This is a genomic window from Pseudoalteromonas sp. APC 3893 (genome assembly GCF_030408095.1).
Classification (GTDB): Bacteria; Pseudomonadota; Gammaproteobacteria; order Enterobacterales; family Alteromonadaceae; genus Pseudoalteromonas.
Map to the genome: position 1 here is coordinate 110,592 of NZ_JASDCD010000008.1, position 26,324 is coordinate 136,915.

Sequence of the window (26,324 nt, forward strand, 5' to 3'; positions counted from 1 at the left end):
GTAACATGAGTATAGAATTACTAATTAACGTCACCCCGAGTGAAAGCCGTGTTGCCTTGATTGAAAACGGTGTATTACAAGAAATACAACTCGAGCGAATTGGCAACCTAGGTATCGTAGGGAATATATATCTAGGTAAAATCAGCCGCGTACTGCCAGGTATGCAAGCCGCTTTTGTGGATATTGGTTTAGACAAAGCCGCCTTTTTACATGCATCAGATATTGTTAATAGTGCCTCAATTGTTGAGGGAGTTGACGAGCAACCAATCAAAAAAGTGCAAGACATTCGTGAGCTGGTGCGCCAAGGTCAATATATTATGGTGCAAGTGGTTAAAGACCCCTTAGGTACTAAAGGCGCGCGTTTAACTACAGATATTACGATTCCGTCTCGCTACTTAGTGTTTATGCCTGATGCAACGCATGTGGGCGTAAGCCAACGTATCGAGACAGAGGAAGAACGTACCCGATTAAAAAATATCGTTGCCGACTACTCAGATGACGATGGTAGCTTTATTGTACGTACCGCCGCAGAAGGTGCCAGCGAAGCTGAATTGCGACACGACGCCGCATTCTTAAAAAAGCTGTGGGAAAAAATCGTTAGCAAGCGTAAAAAAACCAGCAAAGAAAGTATTCTACACGAAGATCTAACTCTGGCATTTCGTACCCTACGTGATTACGTAGGCGAAGACATGGAGCGTATCCGTGTTGACTCGAAATTAACTTACCATGAGCTAAAAGAGTTTACCGAAGAGTTTGTACCTATTCTTGCCGGCGCATTAGAGTATTACCCTGGTGAGCGACCTATTTTTGACTTGTTTGATGTTGAGAATGAAATTCAAAAAGCGTTACACCGTAAGGTTGAACTTAAATCGGGTGGATACCTGATCATTGACCAAACGGAAGCCATGACCACGGTTGATGTAAACACTGGCGCGTTTGTTGGACACCGTAATTTAGAAGAAACCATTTTTAACACCAATGTCGAGGCGACATCAGCCATTGCTAGACAGCTTAGACTGCGTAACTTGGGTGGCATTATTATTATCGACTTTATTGATATGATTAGTGAAGATCATAAACGCCGAGTGTTACATTCACTTGAATCAGCTCTAGGGAAGGATCGCGCTAAGTCAAATATTAATGGCTTATCCGCATTAGGCCTAGTTGAAATGACCCGCAAGCGAACTCGTGAAAGTTTAGAACATATACTGTGTGATGTGTGTCCTGCATGTTCTGGGCGCGGCTCGCAAAAAACTGTCGAAACCGTCTGTTACGAAATCCTTCGAGAAATTGTACGAGTAAACCGTGCTTACGCTGCGGATAAATTTATGGTGTACGCAGCCCCAGCAGTAAGTGAAGCATTGATCAACGATGAGTATCATAACTTAGCCGAGCTTGAATTATTTATTGGTAAACAAGTAAGTATTCAAACTGAAAGCCTATACAGCCAAGAGCAATTTGATGTGGTTATGATGTAATGAAAGCAAAAACGGTCTGTTTTTTTTGCTTAAGAAAGTTATGGCAGGTGTGCGCCATAACTTTAGTGTTGTTGGCCGTTATTGTATCCGTTTTAAAGTATACCTTACCTTACGCTAATGATTATAAAGGTGATCTTGAAGGTTACTTATATAATAAATTTGCCGTAAACCTTTCCATTGGTGCTATCTCTGCAAGTTGGCAGGGCAAAGGCCCCGCCATTGTTATGGAAGAAATCTCTTTTGAAGATAACAGCACCTCACCCATTGCGCTGACGATTGCTAAAGCGAGTTTAGAATTGAACTTGTGGGAGAGCATCAAAACTCGACAGCTAAAATCTAACTACTTCGTGATTAATGGCTTTCATGCTGATGTAGATTTACCTAGCATGTTAAATTCAGCTGAAGGTGAAGTTTCATTTGAGCAAAAAGAGCTTATCGAAGGACTGTTCTTAGGTGAGACCGGGCACTTTGCTGTTGAAAACAGTAGTCTTAATTTTTTACTTGGTGATGGTAAAGAACACCGTTTAATCCTAGAAAATATAGTCTGGCAAAACTCTCCTGAGCAGCACAGTGGTAGCGGTACTTTAGCTTTACCGGGTATTTCTGTCGGCACATTCGATGCACGCCTCGCTTTGACAGGTGCAACATTAGAGTCAACCGCGGGTGATATTTACGTGCAAGCCAGCGATGTAGATGTATCTAAATGGTTAGCGCAATACAGTAATAAAGAAAAGCATGAGCTAAAATCAGACCTTAATTTAGAGTCTTGGTTGAGTATCGATCACGGCTTGATCACTGATGTTAAAGTTAAGTGGCTACCGAGTCATATAAACTGGCTACAAGGCGAAAAACAGCAGCCTCATCAAATAAGCTTAAGCGAGGGTGGCTTTCAGTTATACCCATGGCAACAGGGCTGGCGCTTAAAAAGTACAGGTTTGGCTATCAGTAATGAACAACACAGTTGGCCTGATTTTCAATTTGAAGCTCAATTAGATACACAAAAAAAACAACTTTGGTTAAGCCAGCTAGATTTTGACTTAGTAAATCAGCTCGCACAGCTGAGCAGTTTTACTGAACTTGAGCCATTGATTACTCGCCAACCGAATGGTCAGGTTGAGCAAGCTTATGTGCAATATACTGCCAACACAGACTGGCAGTTATGGTTTAGCGCGCAAAAAGTTGGCTGGCTTGCAAAGCAAGGCATACCAGGGGCACAAGCGCTGCGAGTCGAAGGAATTATAAATCAGCAAAGTGGGCGAGTGAGTTTATTTGGTGAAAATAATCAGCTACTAACGGCTGATACATTTACTCAACCGATTAAATATAATCAACTTAATTTAGATATAGACTTAGCAAATACCCCGCAAGGCTGGCAGATCAGCAGCGACAATTTATGGTTAGATAACGATGAAGTGACTCTAGCGGCTGAAATGAAAGTAAGCTTAGGCGATTCCCCACGATTTGATCTATATGCCGAAGCGTTTGCCCCCGACGCTAGTATTGCTAGTCATTACTTTCCATTACCTGTAATGAGTGAAAACTTGGTTGACTACTTAACAGGTGCCATTAAAGGGGGAGAGCTCACACAGGCACAAGTTTTGTTTTCTGGCCCCGTAACAGGGTTTCCTTTTGCGGATAATTCAGGGCAATTTGAAGTACTTGCTCAAGTAGATAATGCTAATTATCAATTTGCTCCAAATTGGCCTGCGGTTATGCAGGGAAGTGCTAAGCTGCACTTTGAAAACGAACGCATGGATATTTACACACAGCAAGGTAACTTAGTTAACTTAGCTGTAGATGATGCTGTGCATGTAAGTATTGCTGATTTAATGAATGCTGACGCTCTAAGGGTAAATATTAAAAAACGTGCTGCAGCACAAAAATTACTGCCATTTTTTCAAGCCACGCCGCTTGCTGAGCCGCTTGCGAATGTATTTACTGTAATTCAAGGTCAGGGTAATGCCAAAGCGGATATCGAATTAATTGTGAACCTTACCGAATTAGATGTGAATGCAAAAGGGGTGGTTTCTCTTAATGAAATGCCAGTTTTCATCGCTCAACCAGGGTTACAACTGGAAAATGTAACCGGGCAGCTATATTTTAATGATGATCATATAGAATTAAAAGATGCAAAAGCTCAGTGGTTAGGAATGCCCATCGCGTTTGACTTTGATGGTAAAAGTATTGGCCAAACATACCGTGGAGATATTGATATTAAAGCTCAACTTGATGCTGATACTTTAATTTCACATGGTCAAGGCCTGTTAAAAAACTACCTGTACGGTGACACCGAAGTGGCTATTAAGCTTGCACTGAATTTTTTACCAGATGGCTTTAATTATAGCGCGAATATTAGCTCGCAGCTGATTGGTTTAACAAGTGAACTGCCTATACCGTTTGGTAAATCAGCGCAGCAACCATGGCCACTGATGGCGCAGGTTCAAGGCGATGATATATCTAATTTGATTACCGCGAGTATCAATGAACAACTTTACTTTAATGGCATTTTGGCAAACGAAAACGGCAAAATGACGAATGCCCACTTAATTTTAGGTGAGCAAGATTTAGGGTTAAACCGAGAAGATTTAACCGTTTCCATTAATCTGGATGAGACTCCTTTATTACCCTGGCTTGGGCTAATTGAGCAAATTATTACAATTAACCAAGTTGAATCGCAGAGCGAAGGGGTGTTACCCCCATTAAAAGAAGTGGTTGGGCAGATTAATCAGCTTTCAATCGATGACATTGTATTTAATGACTTTGAAATGCGTTTAGCGCCTTCACAAAATGAACTCGATTTACGGTTAAATGCAAAAGAGCTTCGCTCTCAAATTACCATTCCGCTGGCACACTCTAGCCGACCTATTCAAATTAATAGTGACTATTTACGAGTAAACTTTAAGCCTGAGCAACCCGTTGCTAAAAGTGAAGCACAGGTTCAGCAAACTGCTGAAGATTTAAGTTGGTTGAACACCTTACCTGCAATTGAATTTGAGTGCGGAGATTGCAAAGTAGCAACGTATCAACTCGATAAAGTAAGTGCTTCTCTTTACGGCGATGGTCAAAAATTAACGATATCAGAATTAGTTGTTGATAAGGGTGAACATATTTTACGCGCGAAAGGGCTGTGGGAAAATGGTCTAACTCAGTTAAACGGCCATATGCATAGTGATGATATCGGCGAGTTATTTGATGAATTTGATATTACCACCACAGTTAAAGATTCCACAGCCGAAATAAATTTTGACTTAGCTTGGCAAGCAGCTCCCTATCAGTTTGATATCCCCAGCCTTGCGGGTAATTTAGCATGGGATTTAGGGGATGGTCACCTAGCTGAAATTAGCGATGGCGGCGCCCGTGTATTCTCATTACTTAGCTTGGATTCATTAGTACGCAAGCTCAAACTTGATTTTAGAGATGTATTCTCGAAAGGGTTTTTCTACAATAATTTTCAAGGTACCATGCAGCTTGATAAAGGCATAGCCTACACCCAAGACACTAAAATGGATGGGGTACCAGCAGATCTCACTATTAAAGGTCACACCAATTTAAACACAATGGAAATTAACTATGATTTAGCCGTGGCACCGCAAGTTACCTCGAGTATTCCGGTGATTGTGGCATGGATGGTTAATCCCGTTACTGGATTGGCGGCGTTAGCAATAGATAAAGTAATTCACTCAGCTCGTGTTATTTCAGAGATTAACTTTAAAGTGACCGGCAGCATGAGCGACCCTGTGGTACAAGAAGTTGATCGTAAGAGCCGAGAAGTAACAATTCCTCAGGCGGCACAAAACCAGCCACAAACGCCATCACAACATAAAGAATTAAACCTCAAAGATGCAGCGGCCACAGCAACACAATGAATGATTCACAGCCATCAGGCACCATTATCGCGGTACAAATGTGCTCAGGAATTAACCCTGAGCAAAACTTACAACAGCTTGAGCAACAATTAAGCCAGCTACCAAGTACTCGACCACTGTTAGTCTGTTTACCTGAAAGTTTTTTAATTTTTGCAAAACATGGCAAAGATGCTTTAGTTATTGCTCAGCAAAGTGCTGAGTACCAGGCTAAATTGGCTAGATTGTGCAGCAAGTATGACATTTGGTTGGCTGCTGGCACAATGCCAATAGCGACTAGCGATGATAAATATTTAGCAGCTTCCTTGTTATTCAATAATCACGCAGAGGTGGTTGCGCAATATAACAAAATGCATTTATTTGATGTAGATGTCGCTGATGGAACGGGGGCATATAGAGAGTCGAACTTTACCCAAGCAGGTAATGATGTGGTGGTAGTTGATTCGCCATTTGGTAAAATAGGCCTCACAGTGTGTTATGATTTACGCTTTAGTGGCTTATTTAGTGCATTACAGCGCCAAGGCGCAGAAGTTATTTTGGTACCCAGTGCATTTACCACGGTGACCGGAAAAGCGCATTGGCAACCTCTGTTAACAGCAAGGGCAATAGAAACCCAAAGTTATGTTATTGCTGCAGCACAAGCTGGGCAGCATGAAAATGGGCGTGCAACTTACGGCCACAGTTTAATTATTTCTCCTTGGGGCAACGTCCTGAGTGAACTTAAAAATGGCACAGGGTTTATTGGCTGTCAGCCAGAACTCCTTGCATTACACGCCATTAGACGAGATATGCCAGTGCAATCTCACCAACGATTTAGAGAGCATTTATTATGAACACGGTTGAACAGCATTTATTACACGACAGCCAGCTAAATCGAGAAGAACTCGAAAAAACGCTTAGCTTTATCCATCAACATCAAGTTGATTACGCAGATCTGTATTTTCAATCAAGTCACCATGAATCATGGGTATTAGAAGATGGCTTGGTAAAAGAAGGCTCATATAATGTTGAACGTGGCGTAGGTGTACGTGCCGTGAGTGGTGAGAAAACAGGCTTTTCATACTCAGATGCGATAAACCTTGAAGCACTCAATAAAGCAGCCACAGCGGCACGTAGCATTGCTGACGCTGGCGAAAATAAAGCTGTTCAAGTGTTTAGTGATACTTCAGCAAAACAACAGTACGCACCGCATCAACCAATTCAAAGCATGACTGATAACGACAAAGTAAGCTTATTACGTGAGCTGGAAAACTATATTCGTGAATTGGCACCTGATGCTGAGCAAGTGATCAGTTCAATGTCGGCGGTGTATGAAGAAGTATTAATCGCTGCAAGCGATGGCACATTTGCAACAGATATTCGCCCATTAATTCGCTTAAACTGTTCAGTTTTACTTGAAAAAAATGGCCGTCGTGAACGGGGCGGTGCCGGTGGCGGTGCACGCTTAGATTACGGTTACTTTAAAGAATTAGATAATGGCAAACCACGTTGGATGGGATTCGCAGAAGAAGCAGTGCGTCAAGCAAGGGTAAATCTTGAAGCTATTGATGCGCCAGCTGGGACAATGGAAGTTGTATTAGGTGCAGGCTGGCCCGGTGTACTGCTACACGAAGCGGTAGGACATGGTTTAGAAGGCGATTTTAATCGCAAAGGCGCTTCAGCATTTAGCGGTAAAGTAGGCGAAAAAGTGGCTTCAGAGCTATGTACAGTAGTTGATGATGGCACTATTGCCGATCGTCGTGGTTCACTGAATGTTGATGATGAAGGCACACCCGCGGCTTACAATGTGCTTATCGAAAACGGTATTCTAAAAGGCTATATGCAAGATAAAATGAATGCCCGTTTGATGGGGGTCAACCCAACAGGTAATGCACGCCGTGAATCGTACGCGCACTTACCTATGCCACGTATGACTAATACTTATATGTTAGGTGGTGAGCATAGCCAAGCAGATATTATCAGCACTGTTAAAAAAGGTATTTTTGCGCCCAACTTTGGTGGCGGCCAAGTTGATATCACATCAGGTAAGTTCGTATTTAGCGCATCAGAAGCGTATTTAATCGAAAATGGTAAAATTACTCAGCCAATCAAAGGCGCAACATTAATTGGTAACGGCCCAGAGGTTATGCAACAAATCTCGATGGTCGGCAACGATCTTGCACTGGACAAAGGTGTGGGTGTGTGCGGTAAAGATGGTCAAAGCGTACCTGTAGGTGTTGGTCAACCAAGCCTTAAAATTGATAATTTAACCGTGGGTGGCACTGCTTAAGTTTAACGTGCAAGGAAGCCTTTTAGGCTTCCTATATATTGCCGGTCTAGTTGTGCTACAATTCCTGCCAATTTTTTGTATAAGTTAAGTAACATCGCAATGATCTTAGATGACATCCGTATTGTTTTAGTAAACACCTCGCATGCAGGTAATATTGGTTCTGCAGCACGTGCAATGAAAACCATGGGCTTATCAAAGCTTTACTTGGTTGATCCAGCATGTGAAGTTGATAGTCATGCCAGTGCATTGGCAGCGGGTGCGACCGATGTACTAGGTAATGCGGTGATTGTTGACACCGTTGCGGATGCCATTGCCGATTGTGCACTAACTATTGGCACCAGTGCGCGTTCACGTACTTTGTCTTGGCCTATGGTTGAGCCGCGTGAATGTGGTGAAAAACTTGTTGATGAAGCACTAAATGGTCCTGTCGCGTTAGTGTTTGGTCGTGAAAATAGCGGGCTAACTAACGAAGAACTACAGCTTTGTAATTACCATGTATGTATTCCTGCTAACCCAGAGTACAGCTCGCTAAACTTAGCGATGGCAGTGCAAACGCTATGTTATGAAACGCGCATGGCGTTTTTAAATCACCAGCCTAAAAAGGTTGAAGAAGACGAAGCGGTATACCCAAGCTCAAAACAAACCGAGTTGTTCTACGACCACCTAGAAGAAACACTGCATAATACCGGTTTTATTATTAAACAGCACCCAGGTCTCGTTATGACCAAGCTGCGCCGTTTATTTAACCGCGCACGCCCTGAAGATGCAGAAATGAATATTTTACGCGGGATTCTAACGTCAATAAACAAGTCTATAAAATAAGCGAAAGTTATAAGCTAATACTTGACTAAATTACTCAGGTAATTACAATGAACACAATACTTGACCAAAAAGGTCGGGTATTGAACTGAGTTAAGAAGATAAAGGCGCTAGGAAGACAAAGGTTCTAGGAAAAAACCAGAACACCTTAACAGTCAAGTAAATGACTCAATACTGTATTGTAGAACCTAGAACCTAGAACCTAGAACCTAGAACCTAGAACCTAGAACCTTGTCTTCATAATAATACTTGACTATTTTACTCTGGTAATTAAAATTTGCACTCTTTTGTGCGGGGGCTCCATGAAGTTAACATCAAAAGGCAGATATGCCGTTACAGCTATGCTCGATGTTGCACTACATGCAAATGTAGGTGCCGTACCCCTTGCCGATATTTCAGAACGACAAGAAATTTCTTTGTCATACCTTGAGCAATTATTTGCCCGTTTACGTAAAAATGGTTTAGTAAGCTCAGTGCGTGGTCCAGGTGGGGGTTATTTACTTGGTCGCGACTCAAGCACAATTTCAGTCGGCGACGTAATAAACGCCGTTGATGAATCAGTCGATGCAACGCGCTGTCACGGCGCAACAGGCGGATGTCAAAGTGGCATGCGTTGTTTGACCCACACATTATGGTCAGACTTAAGCACGCGGATTGAAGACTTTTTAAATGGTATTACCCTTGCTGAATTGGTTGAGAAATCCGACGTTAAAGAAGTCGCTTCTCGCCAAGATAACAGCGTTAATAATGCAATTAAGCAATTGGAAAATATTCAAGTAAGCTGTCAACTATAAGTTGGCGCCAGCGGAGATAGAAATGAAGTTACCGATTTATTTAGATTACGCAGCAACCACGCCAGTTGACGAGCGTGTTGCAAAAGAAATGATGCAATGCCTAACAATGGATGGCAATTTTGGTAACCCTGCATCACGTTCACACCGTTTTGGTTGGCAAGCTGAAGAAGCGATTGATCAGGCGCGTACTGATATTGCTGATCTCATTAACGCAGATCCACGTGAAATCGTTTTCACGTCGGGCGCGACAGAATCAAACAACCTTGCAATTAAAGGTGCAGCACAGTTTTATAAAAAGAAAGGTAAGCATGTAATTACCGCTAAAACTGAGCACAAAGCCGTAATCGATACGTGTCGTGAGCTTGAGCGTCAAGGTTTTGAAGTAACCTATATGGACGTTGAAGAAAACGGCCTACTGGATCTTAAAAAGCTTGAACAAACAATGCGTGAAGACACCGTATTAGTTAGCATCATGCACGTGAATAACGAGCTAGGTGTGATTCAAGACATCGCGACAATTGGTGAAATGTGCCGCGAACGTAAAATCATGTTCCATGTTGATGCAGCGCAAAGCGCAGGTAAAGTATTAATCGACATTCAACAGCTTAAAGTTGATTTTATGTCGTTCTCAGCACACAAAGTATATGGCCCTAAAGGTATTGGCGCACTTTACGTACGTCGTAAACCACGTGCTCGCCTTGAAGCGCAAATGCACGGTGGTGGTCATGAACGTGGTATGCGTTCTGGTACTTTAGCAACACACCAGTTAGTTGGTATGGGTGCTGCATTTAGAATTGCAAAACAAGATTTTGAAAAAGATCATGCTCACATCAGTGCGCTACGTAAGCGTTTAATTGATGGCATTATGGCTGATATGGATGAAGTGTACTTCAATGGCGCACAAGACCAATCAGTACCAGGAATTGTTAACATCAGCTTTAACTTTGTTGAAGGTGAATCGTTATTAATGGCTGTTAAAGATATTGCTGTATCATCAGGTTCTGCCTGTACATCAGCAAGCTTAGAGCCTTCTTATGTATTACGTGCGCTTGGCCGCAATGACGAACTAGCACACAGCTCAATTCGTTTCAGTATTGGCCGTTTTACCACCGAAGAAGAGATTGATTATACCGTCAATTTAATGAAAAACTCTATCGGTCGCTTACGTGAGATGTCTCCTTTATGGGAAATGCATCAAGAAGGTGTTGATTTAGATTCAGTTGAGTGGGCACATCATTAATTGATGGGCACACCCACTAGCAGGTAGTGAGGATAGTATTATGGCGTATAGTGATAAAGTAATTGATCATGTTGAAAACCCACGTAACGTAGGTGTTTTAGACAAAAACGATCCATCAGTAGCAACCGGTATGGTTGGCGCACCAGCATGTGGTGACGTAATGAAGCTGCAAATTAAAGTATCTGATACCGGCGTTATTGAAGATGCTAAATTTAAAACATATGGTTGTGGTAGTGCTATTGCGTCTTCATCACTTGTAACAGAGTGGGTGAAAGGCAAAACATTAGACGAAGCTGCAACGATTAAAAACACTGATATCAGTGCTGAGCTTGAGTTACCGCCAGTGAAAATTCACTGTTCGATTTTAGCGGAAGACGCTATTCAAGCAGCAATTGCTGATTACAAAAGTAAACAAGCGAAGTAAGAGATAACCATGGCAGTGACATTGACAGATGCGGCAGCAAACCGCGTAGAATCATTTTTAGCAAATCGCGGTAAAGGCCTAGGCCTGCGCGTTGGCATTAAAACGACGGGCTGTTCAGGTCTTGCTTATGTTCTTGAGTTTGTAGACGATTTATCTGAAGGCGACGAAGTATTTGAATCCCAAGGGGTAAAAGTAATCGTTGATGCTAAAAGCTTAGTATACATTGATGGTACAGAGCTTGATTACACTAAAGAAGGTTTGAATGAAGGGTTTAAGTTTATTAACCCGAATCAAGCTGATGAGTGTGGTTGTGGCGAAAGCTTCACAGTTTAATCGCTCATTGCAATTGTATTCTTAAGCCCTGCACCTGTAGGGCTTTGTTCTATCTGAAATTTATATGGTTTGATAATGCGCTATTTTGAGTTGTTTGCAATACCTGTTGATTACCAAATTGATTTGGCAACAGTCAATAAAAACTACCTAGAGCTACAACGTGCCGTTCACCCTGATCGCCACGCAAATAGCAGCAGTCGCGACAAATTATTAGCGGTGCAAAATGCTGCTGAAATTAACGATGCGCTACAAACACTTAAGCACCCGGTAAAACGTGCCGAATATATGCTAAGTGAGCTCGGTGTTGATATTCGTGCTGAACAGCAAACCTTGCAAGACCCGCTATTCTTAATGCAACAAATGGAACTACGTGAAGAGCTTGAAGAGTTAAGCTCAAGTAGTGACCCCGATGCAGCCATTGCACAGTTTGAGCAGCAAATAAAACAACTCGATAGCCAATACAGTGCACAACTTGCAGCACAACTAGCAAGTGATGATGAGCAGCAGTGGCAGCTAGCGGCAGATAACATTCGTAAGCTTAAGTTTGTTTATAAATTACGTGATGAACTAGAACGCATTGAAGACAGTTTATTCGACGATTAATTTTTTAACTTACTGATTAAAGTAAGTAAAAGCGAGTTAAAAGAGCATTATGGCATTATTGCAAATTGCTGAGCCGGGGCAGAGCGCGGCACCACATGAACATAAGTTAGCCATAGGTATCGACCTTGGTACAACCAACTCATTAGTCGCGACGGTACAAAGCGGCGAAGCACGCACATTAACCGATGTTAGTGGCGCTGCTATGTTGCCATCAGTTGTGCGTTATCAGGCTGATAATGTGACAGTCGGTGAGCAAGCAGCGCAAGCAGCCACTCAAGATCCAGCAAATACTCTGATCTCTGTTAAGCGCTTTTTAGGTAAAACCCAAACAGAAATACAACAAAGCTACGGTCAATTACCTTATGACTTTTGCGAGCATGATGGTGCGCTAGCAATCACTACAGCAGCAGGTAATATCAGCCCAATCACCGCATCAAGTGATATTTTAAAAGCACTTAAACAACGTGCAGAAGAAAGCTTTGCTGGGCAAGATATTCTAGGTGCTGTGATCACAGTGCCAGCCTATTTTGATGACGCACAGCGCCAAAGCACGAAAGATGCAGCAGAGCTTGCTGGCATCAATGTACTGCGCTTACTAAATGAGCCAACAGCAGCGGCTGTTGCATACGGTTTAGATTCGGGTCAAGAAGGCATTATTGCTGTTTATGACTTAGGTGGCGGTACCTTTGATATTTCTATACTGCGTTTAAACCAAGGTGTATTTGAGGTGTTGGCTACTGGTGGTGATTCAAGCCTAGGTGGCGATGATTTTGATTCATTATTAGTGGATCACTTTAAGCGTGAAACCGGCGTAATGAACTTATCGCCTTCGGTACTTCGTTTATTCATCAATAAAGCCAAAGCGTGTAAAGAGGCATTGAGCCAATATGCAAAAGTGAACGTTGGCCTTGAGTTTGACGACGAAAAATACATGGTTGAAGTTACTCGCGAAAAGTTTGATGAGCTAGCAATGACGCTAGTGAAAAAAACACTGCGTTCATGTCGTCGTGCAGTAAAAGATGCTGGCATTGAAAATGATGAAGTATTACAGGTGGTAATGGTAGGTGGCTCGACTCGTATGCCGATTGTACGCAGCCAAGTAGCAGAGTTTTTTAATAAAGAGCCATTAACATCGATTGACCCTGATCGCGTTGTTGCCTTAGGTGCAGCATTACAAGCCGACGTGTTGGTAGGTAATAAGCCTGATTCAGATATGTTATTGCTTGATGTACTACCGTTGTCGCTCGGTCTTGAGACTATGGGCGGTTTAGTTGAGAAAATTATTCCACGTAACACCACGATCCCAGTTGCACGTGCACAAGAATTCACAACGTTTAAAGACGGCCAAACAGCCATGTCATTGCATGTGCTACAAGGCGAGCGTGAGCTTGTTGATGATTGTCGTTCATTAGCTAAATTTAGCTTAAAAGGGATACCTGCAATGGCAGCCGGTGCTGCGCATATTCGGGTCACCTTTAAAGTGGATGCCGATGGTTTACTGAGTGTGTCTGCAATGGAGAAATCAACCGGTGTTCAAGCTGATATTCAAGTCAAACCGTCTTTTGGTTTATCAGACGACCAAGTAGCGAATATGCTAAAAGAGTCAATGACAAATGCAAAAGACGATATGCAAGCGCGCATGCTTAAAGAGCAGCAAGTCGAAGCGCTACGTGTAATTGAAGCGCTTGAAGCATCACTGGCTACAGATAGTCAATTGCTTGATGAAGCTGAACTGAGTAACCTAAAAGCAGAAATTGCAGAACTTGCTGTTATTCGTGAATCAGCCGTTGAGCCAAGTGATATTAAAGCAGCCATTGAAAAAGTGGATAACGCCAGTAGCGTATTCGCTGAGAGAAGAATGGATGCATCGATTAAAAAAGCACTGCAAGGGCAGTCAGTAGACAACGTTTAAAGAGGTTAGAATGCCACAAATTATTTTTCTTCCCCATCCGGAATTATGTCCTGACGGCGCCGCAATCGAAGCACCAACAGGTGAAACAGTTTTAGATGTTGCTTTAAAAAACGGTATTAGTATTCCACACGCCTGTGAAAAATCATGTGCGTGTACTACTTGCCACTTAGTTATTCGTGAAGGTTTTGACTCACTAGATGAAAGTGACGAACTAGAAGATGACATGCTAGATAAAGCGTGGGGCTTAGAGTCTGAGTCACGCCTTGGCTGCCAAGCAATCATTAAAGATGAAGATCTTGTGGTTGAAATACCTAAGTACAATCTCAATATCGTTAATGAAGAGCATTGATTTAAAGTGTAGCTGTAAGATAAGAGCTATAAGCTTTAAAGAAAACACCGCGCTCAATGTGAACGCGGTGTTTTTGTTCGTAGCAGCGACTTTACGTCGCGTTTTTATGTCTCGTCTCTTTGCATTGCGACTTTATGTCGCGTTTTTACATTAAACGCGGAGTAAATCCGCTGCTACAGGTTCAACCCTATTTCGGAGGTGTATTTTGAGTGATCTTATTTTTTCAGACTCGTTTATAAACGGTGAGTTTTATAAAACCGATTCGCGATTTAGCGTAGATGATCCTGCTACCGAAAAAAGTATCGTAGAAGTCAGTGATATTGACGAGCAAGGTGTTAAGAACGCCATTGCTGCTGCAAAAGGCGCATTTGTAAAATTAAAAGCGACTAATGCTACATCGCGTAGCGCAACCTTAATGCGTTGGTATGAATTAGTCATAGAGCACAAGCAAACCCTTGCCGAGTTGATGACCAAAGAGCAGGGTAAGCCACTCAAAGAATCTCTCGGTGAAGTAGAATATGGTGCTGGCTTTATTAAATGGTTTGCCGAGCAAGCTAAACGTAGTTATGGCGATGTGATCCCACCAACAGACAATCAACACCGCTTAACTAGCTTTAAGCAACCAATTGGAGTTGTGGCCGGTATTACACCTTGGAACTTCCCTATAGCCATGGTGACTCGTAAAGTAGCCCCAGCTTATGCCTCAGGCTGTAGTTTTGTATTAAAACCATCAGAACATACCCCGCTTTGTGCGCTTGCACTGGCTTATTTAGCTGATCAGGCAGGTTTTGAAAAAGGGGCATTTAATGTATTGGTATCTGAGAACGCGAAAATGGTTGGTGAATTGTTAACAGAATCTGAGCTTGTTCGTAAGTTCACGTTTACCGGTTCAACCGGTGTAGGTAAGCAATTACTATCGCAATGCGCTTCCACAATTAAGCGTACATCGATGGAGCTTGGTGGTAATGCGCCGTTTATTATTTTTGATAATGCTGATTTAGATGAAGCCGTTACCGGTTTAATGGGCGCTAAATTTAGAAACGCAGGGCAAACCTGTGTGGCTGCAAACCGCATTTTTGTGCAGCGCAGCGTGTTAGGTGAAGTCGTTAAAAAGTTAAATGAAAAAGTAGGTTTGTTAAAAGTTGCTAATGGTTTTGAAGACGATAGCGATATTGGCCCGTTGATTTATGCTAAAGCCAAACAAAAAGTTCAAGAGCTGCTCAACGATGCTAAACAAAAAGGCGCAACTCAAATAAATGATGTCAAAGAATTAGGTGGTAACTTTCAAGCACCCGTTATTTTAACTGGCGTTACCCCTGAAATGGACATTTACCATCAAGAAGTATTTGGTCCAGTAGTTAGCATTATTGCTTTTGATGAAGAAGCCGAAGTTCTCGCTCTGGCTAACGACGTACCATACGGCCTTGCTGCTTATTTTTATAGCCAAGATATAAAACAAATCTACCGCGTAAGCGAGGCACTAGAGTACGGTATGGTAGGTATTAATGAAGGGCTGATCTCAAACCCCGTTGCTCCTTTTGGCGGTGTAAAACAATCAGGCCTCGGGCGAGAAGGTGGCCACCAAGGACTAGACGAATACCTAGAAGAAAAATATGTGTGTATGAAAATATAAAGCCAGAAGCTTTAAGCCGTCAATTTCAGATATAACTAAAAACCGTACTTGACTAAACACAAGTACGGTTTTTAATTTTTAGCTGATAGCTTTTATTTCAATTAATGATAGCGCTGTCATTTTAGTTTTTATATGATGGGGAGGAGTAAATAAATAATAATAAGAGATTATGCGGGGGGAAATGCGTAGTCTTAGGGTATAAACGAGGAGAGAGTAATGGATTTTAAAAAGCACGCTTTGGCAGGTTTAATCGCTGCTATGCCGCTTCTGGCGCAAGCGCAATTATCACAAAGTGAGGTCAATAATTTTGCAAAACAAACCACACTAACATTTGCGGTTGTCGACAACTTTCAAAATAAAGATTCAGGGTTTTTAGGCAAAATTACCCTAAATAACCAATCAGATGTTGCACTTCCTGCTGGTGAAAGTGATTGGCAGCTTTATATTCACTCTGTTCGTAAAATTAATACCGAGCATGTTGTTGGTTTAAACATTGAACACGTAAATGGTGACTTACACCGTATTGTACCAACCAAAGACTTTAAAGGTTTAGCCGCAGGTAAAAGCTTAGATATCGAGTTTGATGCCCAAGTGTGGATAGTCGCTTATACCGACTTTATGCCTCGTGCATTTTTTGTTTCAGGTGACAATAACCCCGCTATTTTTGCCAACACCGATAGCGAAGATATGAGTCAATTTGTTGCTCCGTTTGAGCGCGAAAATCAGCTGCGTCGTTACAACGACCCTAAAGATCGCACTGTATTGATCACACCACAAGTACGTTATGAGCGTAATCAGGCCGCGATTATTAAAGTATCAAAAAAAGATGCGCTTAAGCGTATTATTCCAAAACCGCAAAACATTGAATTTAATCGTGGTGTGGCCAAGCTTGATAACAGCTGGCAAATTCGTTTTCAAGGGCAGTTAAAAAGTGAAGTTATGGTTTTCATGCAAGACCTGCAAGATGACTATGGTTTAACACTTAAAGCACAGCCTGATCATATTAAAGCGAATAAAGAAAAGCTGATCAGCCTTACTGTAAACCCAAATCTTGCGGATGGTAAAAGCGAAAGCTATACCCTCGAAATTGACGACGACCGTATTGATATCGTCGGCAGTGATAATGCAGGTGTATTCTACGCCATGCAAAGTTTACTTAATTTAATCCCTGCCAACAGCAAAGGCGCTATTGAAGTGCCACAGTTAGAGCTTGAAGATAGCCCTCGATATGGCTGGCGTGGTATGCACTACGATAATGGCCGTAACTACCACGGTAAAGAGGCAATGTTCAAACTTGTTGAACAAATGGCTCGCTATAAAATGAATAAGCTACACTGGCACTTTTCAGAAGACGAAGGCTGGCGATTAGAGATCCCAGGCCTACCTGAATTAACAGATATTGGTGGCTATCGCTGTTTTGATTTGCAAGAACGTGAATGTCTATTAACGCAGCTCGGTACTGGGCCATTTAAATCTGGCTCAGGTAATGGCTATCTTACCCGCAGTGAATTTATTGAGCTGTTAAAGTTCGCCAAAGATCGCCATATTCAGATCATCCCTGAAATTGAAGGCCCAGGCCATGCGCGTGCATCTATAAAAGCAATGGAAGCGCGCTACCATAAGCTCAGTGATGAAGCTAAAAACGCGGCTAAAAACAATTTAGTCAATACCAAGCAAACAGGCAAAGAAGTCCAACAAGTTGATATCAGTGTGGCAACACAGTATTTATTGAGTGATCCAAACGATACTTCAGTTTATATGACGGTACAGAACTACAAAGATAACTCAATGAATGTGTGTATGGACTCGACCTATGCATTTTTAGATAAAGTAACATATGAACTGCAGCAAATGTATCGTGAAGCGGGTGTTCAGCTTACTAATTTGCACTTTGGTGGTGATGAAGTTGGCGCAGGCTCTTGGGTTGACTCACCAATCTGCCAAGCCATGTTTGCTGATCCTAATAACGGCGTGGCCGGAGCTGCTGACTTAAAACCTTACTTTACTCAGCGTGTAGCTAAACTACTAGAAAAACGTGGCATTTCACCAGGCGCCTGGGAAGACGGCTTAATGTACGACCGCACCAACCCATTTAAACGTGATGAATTTCCAAATAAAACCTTTACCGCAAATGTATGGGACAACATTTGGGAATGGGGCGTTGCAGATAGAGCATACCGTTTAGCAAATGCCGGTTATCAAGTTATTCTATCTCACGGTACGCATTTGTATTTTGATCACCCGTACGAAGCACACCCAGAAGAACGCGGCTACTACTGGGCAACACGTTTTACTGATACAGCAAAAACATTTAATTATATGCCCGATGATGTGTACGCCAATGCTGATTACACCCGTACCCGCGAGCCAATTGATAATTTAGAAGCACTTGTTGGCCGCCCATTACCACAACTTGAAAAGCCTGAGAATATTTTAGGTATGCAAGGTCAGGTTTGGTCTGAGACTATTCGTACCGAAGAGCAAGTTCTTGCAATGATCTTCCCGCGTATTTTATCAGTCGCAGAGCGTGCTTGGCATAAAGCATCATGGGAAGGCGAGCAAGTTAATACAAAAGCGCGCGCAGAAGATTGGTCACAATTTGCCGCAGCGGTAGGTATAAAAGAGCTTACTAAGCTTGCAAGTTCTGATGTAAGTATAAATTTACCCGTCCCTGGTGGGGTAATTGAAAATGGTAAATTACATGTTAATACACCATTTGCTTATTTAGATGTTGAGTATAGTTTAGACAATGGCAACACTTGGCAGCTTTATACAGCTCCGATCAGTGTTTCTGAAAACCAAGCTATTGCTCTGCGTAGCCGCTTGAACGAACAAATTAACAGCAGAATTACTCATATAAATTAATGTATTATAAATGATAATGAAAATGAAAGGGCCTTTAGGCCCTTTTTTTCGTTAGTTGTAAAATAAATCGTTACTAGTAATATGCCTGTAATTAAAGTAAAGTTTTATGGCAGCGCTGTCATTTTTGTTAGGGTAATGTTATAAACTACCCACTAGAATCAAGCTATGTGAAAGTAAATCTAGTTAAGATACTTACTAAAAATATAGATAACTATAACGAAAGCACACAACAAGAAGAATGTTTTATGGAAGCCACCGTGTCAAATAAGCAAAGTAATTTTATACCCATGGCCATCGTTGCCACTCTATTTTTTATACTCGGTTTTGCAACCTGGTTAAATGGCTCATTAATGCCTTACTTAAAACAAGTATTGCAGCTTAGCCCGTTCCAAGCATCGCTGATTTTATTCTCTTTCTATATTGCAGTAACTTTTACCGCAGTGCCATCAGCAATGATCATCCGTAAGGTAGGCTATAAAAATGGTATGGCGCTGGGTATGGCCACCATGATGGTCGCTGGCTTACTGTTTATCCCTGCGGCTAAAACTCAAGTGTTTGCGCTGTTTTTATTTGCTCAGTTAGTTATGGGGGCTGGTCAAACCTTATTACAAACGGCGGTTAACCCGTATGTTGTGCGTATTGGGCCAGAAGAGTCGGCTGCAGCGCGTGTAAGTGTGATGGGCATTTTAAATAAAGGTGCGGGTGTTATTGCACCTATTGTATTTACTGCACTGATATTAAGTGACTTTACAGGCTCTGTAGGTAAAGAGTTAACACAGCCAGAAATTGATGCAATGGCAAATAGCCTAATCTATCCGTATTTAGGCATGGCATTATTTATTGGCGCGCTAGGCTTTGCGGTAACAAAAATGCCACTGCCTGAGCTACTTGATGACGAAGAACAAGATGAAAAAGGCCAAGTGAAAGCGGCACTGGCACATCCAAGTTTAGCATTGGGTGTTGTTGCATTATTTGTATACGTTGCCGTAGAGGTTATCGCAGGTGATACAATAGGAACGTTTGCACTATCGCTAGGTGTTGAAAAATACAGCGTTATGACTTCATACACCATGGCGTGTATGGTACTGGGGTATATTATTGGTATTGCGCTTATCCCACGCGTTATATCGCAGCAAGCAGCATTAAGTTCTTCTGCGATACTAGGTAGCGTGTTAACCCTAGCCGTGGTATTTAGTGATTCAAGCTCCGTGGTTGTTGCAAACGCATTAGGTTTAGAAGTGCAATTACCTGATACACTATTGATGATAGCTGTGTTAGGATTTGCCAATGCAATTGTTTGGCCTGCGGTATGGCCGCTAGCGTTATCTGGTTTAGGTAAATTAACCAGCGTAGGTTCAGGGTTATTAGTGATGGGTATTGCCGGTGGTGCATTTGGTCCATTATTTTGGGGTCTCGCCAGTGGTGGTGTAGATTCAGCTGATGCCCAGCAAGCTGCCTATATTGTTATGTTACCTTGTTATTTGTTTATCCTTTTTTATGCTATAAAAGGGCATAAAATGAAAAGCTGGAAATGATCGAGCTGAAAGTTAAAAGGGTAAAGTTGCAAGAAACAAGGTTAAAGGTTCAAGTTAAACCCTTTAGAACCTAGAACCTAATTTTTGAAAAGAATTTCTACATGTAGAAATAATCCCGTGTGTAATGCCACCGAAAGGTGGCATTTTTTTGTCTTGTCGGAACAGGCTTTAGCCGTGATTGCGTTTAATGTTTGGATTTGCGGTATATGTAAAACCAATCGGCGCTAAAGCCTCTCCTACGATAATTAAAGGTGCTAGGTTCTAGGGGAGTGACTGGGTTCTAGGTGTATTCATAGCCAGAAGCCATTGCACGCAACCCGTGGCTTTTCTTTGTAGGAACAGGTTCAGCCGTGATTGTTTAATATCTGGATTTGCTATGTAAAAATTGAAATGGGATATTAAAAAAGATACAAAATTAAAGAGAAAGGAAAGAATGGGGCGATTGACGGGGCTTGAACCCGCGACAACCGGAATCACAATCCGGGGCTCTACCAACTGAGCTACAACCGCCACAACACACCTTGTTTGGTGTGGCGCGGATAATACATAACTTTATAAATGTTGTGAAGGGGAAAAGGCAAAAAAAACTAAAAAAGTTTTTTAAATTGCGTAGTCCGCCCAAAAAACACACTTTAATGCTATGTTCATATTAGTTAAATAGACTTACGGCCCTCAGAAATTTCGTATTTAATAGAGTGTTTGATATATAAGTCTATAAATTTATAAAATAATACTTTTAAATGAGATATAATTTAAGCTACAAACGGCTTAATACCACATCAGGAGTGAATATGGATACAATCATTAATTGGATAAACGAGAATTCAGGTTTAATTTTACATTACGGCATACAAGCTGTAATTGCATTGGTAATCTTTTTACTTGGTGGTCGTATCGCAAAATTTTGTGCAGGACTAACAGAAAAAGCATTCGCTAAAAAGAACGTTGATAGAGCGGTTGGCTCTTTTGTATCTAGTATTGTTTATGCCATCGTATTTATGGCAACGATCCTGATGGCGCTATCGCAAATCGGCATTGAGACTACATCATTTATTGCAATTCTTGGTGCAGCTGGTTTAGCTGTTGGTTTAGCATTACAAGGTTCTTTATCAAACTTTGCATCTGGTGTTTTAATTATCCTTCTTCGTCCATTTAAATCTGGCGACTTTATTGAAGCCGGTGGCAAAATGGGCAGTGTTGATAAAATTGAGATCTTCTCTACTGAATTACGCACACCAGACAATAAAGTAATTATTATGCCTAACTCATCTATTATGTCAGGTCCAATTGTTAACTTTTCTCGTGAAAAAACACGTCGCATCGATTTAGTAATTGGTGTTGGCTATGATGCAGATCTGCGTGAAGCAAAAGCAGTATTGAAATCTGTATTAGATAAAGAATCTCGCTTACTTAAAGACCCTGCTTATACAGTAGCCGTTAACGAATTAGGCGATTCAAGTGTGAACTTTGTAGTGCGCCCTTGGGTTAACGCAGCTGATTACTGGCCAACGTATTTCGATTTAATGGAAAACATTAAAATCGCACTTGATGATGCAAATATTAATATTCCATTCCCACAAATGGATGTGCATTTTCACAAGCAAGATTAATATCTAAAACATTTTAAACTAAAAGGTGGTTAAACCACCTTTTAGTGCATTCTAATTTAACTCAAAGTAGCAAAGGTTATTTTTTAAATGAAATTAAAGCTTTTATCAATTTTAGTTGCAGCAACCGCTTCAACTAACGCATTCGCAGAAGAAACTCAAACATGGGATATTACTAGTGAGCTAGGTGCAATTATCACTAGCGGTAACACTGAAACAACTACTTTAAAAGGTGGTATCAAAGCGTTACATAACCTAGAAAACTGGAACAATGAATACAAAATCGACGGGCTTTATAAAGAAGACGAAGTAGAAAATTCTGACGGCGCTAAAGAAACTCAGCGTACTAACGAAAAGTATTCTTTATCTGCCCAAGGTAACTACAAATTAAATGAAGAGCACTCTCATTTATATATTTACGGCTCATATGTGTCAGATTACTTTGGTGCATACCGTAACGAAGCAGTAATTTCAGCTGGTTACGGCAGACGCTTACTTGACCGCTCTGATATGTGGTTGAACGCTGAAATTGGTCCAGGTTACAAATATTTTGAATTCCCTGAAGGCAGCGTTGATGAAGATGGCATTCCAAATGCAGGTGAGTCTGACAGTGAAATCATTGCGTTAGGTAAACTTGATTATAATTGGCAGATTTCTGATAACGCAAAGTTTACGCAACTAGTTGCAGTTGAGTATGGTGATACTAACACTAAAACTCGCTCTGAAACGGCATTACTTGCAAAAATCAACGGCTCATTACAAATGAAAGTTGCGTACAATATTACGCATAACTCAGACGTTGCTGATGACAAAGAAAATACAGATACTGAAACGTCATTGACATTGGTTTACAGTTTTTAACACATTTAATAACTATAATGACATTTAACTGTAATAAAGGGGCTTAGGTCCCTTTTTTATTTGTACTGAAATAATGTAGAATAGCCAATCTTTTGGCTGTTGAACTCGGGATGCACCTACTTGTGATGTTTTTTAAACAACTTTTAATGACTTTGTTATTTTTTAGCACTGTAACTGCTTGGGCTTTCACGCCAAGTGCGGCGCAAATTGAGCAATTTAAAAAACTACCAAAAGCCCAACAAGAAGCTTTAGCAAAGCAGTATGGTGTCGACTTATCCACAATTACCGGATCTAGTGCTCAGCAAACCAGTACCGAGGAGCAACCTACAATTCAGCCTCGCGCCAAGGGTGAAGAAGAAACACTGACCGACGAAGAGCGCTTTAAACCAAAAACTGACACCGTTGAACCTTTCGGTTATCAGCTATTCGCAGGCGAGCCAACTTCATTCATGCCAAATGAGAACGCAGCAGTGCCAGACACCTATTTAATAGGGCGAGGTGATCAGCTAAATATTAATTTTTATGGTAAAGAAAGTGAAGAGCATGTTGTAACGGTTGACCGTGAAGGACGCATTAGCATACCAAATTTAAGCCCAGTACAAGTTGCTGGATTAACTTTTGCCGAAGTAAAAGAACTAATAAAAGCAAAAGTAGAGCAAGAAATAATAGGCATAAAAGCATTTGTCTCTGTTGGTCAGCTGCGTAGCATTCGTATATTAGTTTTGGGTGAAGCCTACAAGCCTGGCAGCTATAGCGTTTCATCTCTTACTACCGTTTCACATGCTTTATTTGTTAGTGGTGGGGTATCTGACATTGCCTCATTACGTAATATTCAAGTAAAACGAGCGGGTAAAGTTGTCGCTAATTTTGACCTCTATGATTTATTGATTAAAGGCGATAGCAGCAACGATATTATTTTAAAGCCGGGCGACGTGGTATTTGTTCCGTCGGTAGGAGCTCAAGTTGCGGTAGAAGGTCTTGTTAAACGCCCTGCTATTTTTGAACTCAAAGAGGGTGAAACCGCTGAAGACCTATTGAGCATGGCTGGCGGATTAAAACCTGAAGCCTATGCTAGTAAAGCTGTAGTCGAGCGCTATAGTGATTACAATACGAAGGAAATTCTTTCATTTGATTTTACCGCTAAAAATATAAATTATGTGCCAAAAGATGGCGATCGCCTTCGTTTTAACCCAATCAGCTTACAGTATCAAAACTCAATCAGTGTAATAGGCGCTGTTGCTCGTCCGGGTCACTACCAATGGCATCAAGGTAAGCGTATTTCTGATGTATTTAAATCGGTACGTGGCGATTTACTCCCTCAAGCTGATTTAAGCTACGGTTTACTGATCCGAGAGATCAATATTGCAGGCGATATTGAGGTATATCAATTTGATGTAGCGCAGGCCATTGTTAAAGCCGCGAAACACGATTTAGCATTACAGGCCAACGACAAACTATTAGTATTTAGCCGCTTTGAAGAAAAAGAAGCAGAAGAGCTAGCTTTAAAAAATATGGCGCTAACTGAGCAGCAGCAACAACAGCAAATTAAAGCTCAACAATGGCATGCCTATCAAAAACAAGAATTCGAAAGATACATAGGGGTGCTAGAAGATGAAGACCCGTTCATAAAAGCACAAGAAGAAGCCAATCTCACAATTGCGCAATTAGCAAAACAGCGTAAAGCCGAGGAGCAAGGTGAAGACGAGCTTGCTCCTGAAGATTACGCTATCTTTAGCCGCTATAATTTATTACATCCAATCAAAGCAAAGTTAAAACAGCAAGCTTCAGTGCAAAAAGCCATGCAGCTGGTTGAAGTTAACGGTCATGTAAACTACCCCGGTGTGTATCCGCTTACTGTTGGCGCTGAAGTAAACGAACTTATAATTGCGGCAGGTGGTTTACTTGAATCAGCCTACACGGAGCAAGCTGAAATTACACATGTAGTAGCAGGTGACTCATCAAAAGTTGAACATTTTAAGTTTAACCTACAAAAAGCAATGTTAGGCGATAGCGCTAATAATCGAGCTTTGCGTAGTAAAGACAGTTTAAATGTTTTCTCAATTCCTAATTGGCAAGAAAATGTAAAAGTTGAGCTTAAAGGGGAGGTTAAGTTTCCAGGTGTTTATACTATACGTCGCGGTGAGACATTAACTAACTTGTTAGAGCGTGCTGGCGGCTTTTCAGAATTTGCAGAAGAAAATGCAGCAATATTTACCCGAGAGTCGATTCGGGTTCAGGAGCAAAGGCAATTAGCTAAATTATCTGAAGAGTTACGCCGTGATATCGCACAAAAAAGTTTTGAAAACTCTGTAGGTGGTACATCGCTTTCCTACGATGAAATGAACAAACTGCTTATTGACTTGGCTGATGTCGAGGCTGTAGGGCGTTTAGTAATAGACTTACCTCTTATTGTAGCAAATAAGCAAAAGCTAGTTTTACAAGATGGTGACACTCTTTATGTGCCGAGTAAGCGTGACTCAATCAGTGTAATTGGGGAAGTTAATTACTCAACTTCACATTTATATAAACCAGGGGTTGGAGTTGAAGACTACATAGCACTCAGTGGTGGCTTAAAAGTACGCGCAGACGATGAACGGATTTATATTATCAAAGCTAACGGATCAGTAAAAATACCGGATGCAGGTAGTTGGTTCGCAGTAAGTGATTCGCAGCTTTTAGAAGCTGGAGACACTATTGTAGTGCCGTTGGACTCAGGTTATATGGATAACTTAACTCTGTGGAGTACTGCAACGCAGATCGTTTATCAACTTGGTGTAGCAGTCGCTGCGATTAGTAGTATTTAAATAGCAGGTTAATTTAAATGGTTAATAAATCTCATGAAATAACTGTGGGTGATTTTTGTAAAAGGTTATTCAGCGACAAGTGGTTGGTAGTCTTAATTACAGGGCTAGTATCTATTGCGTTTGTAATATTGGCACTTTATCTGCCCAATAAATATAAGTCAGATGTATTGCTAATGCCTATAGTTGAACAGGATACTAATTTAGCAGGTTTAGGTTCTCAATTAGGCGGCCTAGCGTCGATGGCTGGTATTAACCTTGGCGGGCAATCAGATAAAACAGATCTTGCGATTGCGACATTAAAAAGCAGAACTTTTTTAATGAATTTTATTAATGAGAATAAACTAAAAGTAGAGCTGCTTGGTGTTAAAAGTTGGGATTATGCAACTAACCAATATATCTATGACGATGAAGTATACGATCGTGTCAATAATAAGTGGGTACGTGAAAGTTCAACTATTAAGCAGGCTGAACCAAGTTTACTCGAAGCATATATTTACTTTATGGAAGAATTATTAGAAGTAGATAAAGATAAAGAGACTGGATTTGTAAGGATCACAATTAAGCATGTTTCAGCTCAATTTGCTGAGCGAGTTGTAACCCAATTAATTATAAGTATTGATGAAAAGTTACGGGCGGATGCAGCCAACGAAACAGAAAGAAGTATCGAGTTTTTAAAAGAAGCGATTAAAGAATCTGATAATTCTGATCTAAAGATCTTATTGTATAATCTAATAGAGCAAGAAGTACAAAAGAAGATGCTTACAAAGGTTAAAGAAAACTATGCATTTAAAGTCATAGATAAAGCGGTAATTGCTGAAGAAAAGTATTCTCCTAGAAGGGCTCTATTATGTATTTTTGGTTTTATTTTAGGGGGCATAATAAGTTGTATCGTTGTCTTCATCCGAGCTTTAAGGTAACTAAAGGTTTTAGATATC

The 26,324-nt window shown here is 41.2% G+C and carries 19 protein-coding genes and 1 tRNA gene; 19 read left to right on the forward strand and 1 reads right to left on the reverse strand.

Translation table 11 applies throughout. The features are described from left to right. Positions 1–5 precede the first annotated feature (5 nt). The 15 genes from rng (at position 6) to nagP (ending at position 20,117) form a co-directional block, all read left to right on the forward strand. Entirely contained in the window at positions 6–1,478 is a 1,473-nt protein-coding gene (rng, locus tag QMA12_RS11755) for a ribonuclease G (protein ID WP_087533312.1), read from the forward strand. After that, positions 1,478–5,344 (forward strand): YhdP family protein, encoded by a 3,867-nt coding sequence (locus QMA12_RS11760; protein WP_290210326.1) that lies wholly within the window; start codon positions 1,478–1,480, stop codon positions 5,342–5,344. The genes rng and QMA12_RS11760 overlap by 1 nt, the downstream gene beginning before the upstream one ends. After that, the gene (locus QMA12_RS11765) at positions 5,341–6,174 is read left to right on the forward strand and encodes a carbon-nitrogen hydrolase family protein (RefSeq protein ID WP_290210327.1); all 834 of its coding nucleotides are present in this window, start codon (positions 5,341–5,343) and stop codon (positions 6,172–6,174) included. The genes QMA12_RS11760 and QMA12_RS11765 overlap by 4 nt, the downstream gene beginning before the upstream one ends. Then, positions 6,171–7,610 carry a metalloprotease TldD gene (gene tldD, locus QMA12_RS11770; RefSeq protein WP_290210328.1) on the forward strand — a complete coding sequence of 480 codons (1,440 nt, stop codon included), beginning with the start codon at positions 6,171–6,173 and terminating at the stop codon, positions 7,608–7,610. The genes QMA12_RS11765 and tldD overlap by 4 nt, the downstream gene beginning before the upstream one ends. Positions 7,611–7,709: 99 nt before the next feature. Continuing rightward, a complete protein-coding gene (gene trmJ, locus QMA12_RS11775; RefSeq protein ID WP_087533308.1) occupies positions 7,710–8,432 on the forward strand; it encodes a tRNA (cytosine(32)/uridine(32)-2'-O)-methyltransferase TrmJ in 723 nt (240 codons plus the stop codon). A 299-nt stretch (positions 8,433–8,731) separates the two neighbouring features. After that, complete coding sequence (iscR, locus tag QMA12_RS11780) at positions 8,732–9,223, forward strand: Fe-S cluster assembly transcriptional regulator IscR (RefSeq protein WP_290210329.1); 492 nt, start codon at positions 8,732–8,734, stop codon at positions 9,221–9,223. Positions 9,224–9,245: 22 nt separating this feature from the next. Beyond that, positions 9,246–10,463, forward strand: coding sequence for an IscS subfamily cysteine desulfurase (locus QMA12_RS11785; protein WP_087533306.1), 1,218 nt, complete (start codon positions 9,246–9,248; stop codon positions 10,461–10,463). Positions 10,464–10,503: 40 nt separating this feature from the next. Next, the gene (gene iscU, locus QMA12_RS11790) at positions 10,504–10,887 is read left to right on the forward strand and encodes a Fe-S cluster assembly scaffold IscU (protein ID WP_087533305.1); all 384 of its coding nucleotides are present in this window, start codon (positions 10,504–10,506) and stop codon (positions 10,885–10,887) included. A 9-nt stretch (positions 10,888–10,896) separates the two neighbouring features. Then, entirely contained in the window at positions 10,897–11,220 is a 324-nt protein-coding gene (gene iscA / locus QMA12_RS11795) for an iron-sulfur cluster assembly protein IscA (RefSeq protein WP_058560437.1), read from the forward strand. 75 nt (positions 11,221–11,295) lie between these two features. After that, complete coding sequence (gene hscB / locus QMA12_RS11800) at positions 11,296–11,823, forward strand: co-chaperone HscB (protein WP_290210330.1); 528 nt, start codon at positions 11,296–11,298, stop codon at positions 11,821–11,823. 49 nt (positions 11,824–11,872) lie between these two features. After that, positions 11,873–13,735, forward strand: a complete 1,863-nt coding sequence (gene hscA / locus QMA12_RS11805) for a Fe-S protein assembly chaperone HscA (protein WP_290210331.1) — start codon at positions 11,873–11,875, stop codon at positions 13,733–13,735. A gap of 10 nt (positions 13,736–13,745) precedes the next feature. Continuing rightward, a complete protein-coding gene (gene fdx, locus QMA12_RS11810; RefSeq protein ID WP_087533302.1) occupies positions 13,746–14,084 on the forward strand; it encodes an ISC system 2Fe-2S type ferredoxin in 339 nt (112 codons plus the stop codon). Positions 14,085–14,289: 205 nt separating this feature from the next. Next, positions 14,290–15,717 (forward strand): NAD-dependent succinate-semialdehyde dehydrogenase, encoded by a 1,428-nt coding sequence (locus QMA12_RS11815; protein ID WP_290210332.1) that lies wholly within the window; start codon positions 14,290–14,292, stop codon positions 15,715–15,717. A 216-nt stretch (positions 15,718–15,933) separates the two neighbouring features. After that, on the forward strand, positions 15,934–18,582 hold the full coding sequence (locus tag QMA12_RS11820) for a family 20 glycosylhydrolase (RefSeq protein WP_290210333.1): 2,649 nt from the start codon (positions 15,934–15,936) through the stop codon (positions 18,580–18,582). A gap of 245 nt (positions 18,583–18,827) precedes the next feature. Next, positions 18,828–20,117 (forward strand): N-acetylglucosamine MFS transporter NagP, encoded by a 1,290-nt coding sequence (gene nagP / locus QMA12_RS11825; protein ID WP_290210350.1) that lies wholly within the window; start codon positions 18,828–18,830, stop codon positions 20,115–20,117. A 434-nt stretch (positions 20,118–20,551) separates the two neighbouring features. On the opposite strand, the gene QMA12_RS11830 is transcribed toward nagP, so the two are convergent. Next, positions 20,552–20,627, reverse strand: a tRNA-His gene (locus QMA12_RS11830). Positions 20,628–20,908: 281 nt separating this feature from the next. Here QMA12_RS11830 and QMA12_RS11835 point away from each other — a divergent pair. The 4 genes from QMA12_RS11835 (at position 20,909) to QMA12_RS11850 (ending at position 26,306) form a co-directional block, all read left to right on the forward strand. Beyond that, a complete protein-coding gene (locus QMA12_RS11835) occupies positions 20,909–21,727 on the forward strand; it encodes a mechanosensitive ion channel domain-containing protein (RefSeq protein WP_087533298.1) in 819 nt (272 codons plus the stop codon). A gap of 87 nt (positions 21,728–21,814) precedes the next feature. Next, the gene (locus tag QMA12_RS11840) at positions 21,815–22,585 is read left to right on the forward strand and encodes a DUF481 domain-containing protein (protein ID WP_290210334.1); all 771 of its coding nucleotides are present in this window, start codon (positions 21,815–21,817) and stop codon (positions 22,583–22,585) included. Between the two features lie 146 nt (positions 22,586–22,731). Continuing rightward, positions 22,732–25,389 (forward strand): SLBB domain-containing protein, encoded by a 2,658-nt coding sequence (locus tag QMA12_RS11845; protein WP_290210335.1) that lies wholly within the window; start codon positions 22,732–22,734, stop codon positions 25,387–25,389. 17 nt (positions 25,390–25,406) lie between these two features. Then, positions 25,407–26,306, forward strand: coding sequence for a GNVR domain-containing protein (locus tag QMA12_RS11850; RefSeq protein ID WP_290210336.1), 900 nt, complete (start codon positions 25,407–25,409; stop codon positions 26,304–26,306). Positions 26,307–26,324: the final 18 nt, after the last annotated feature.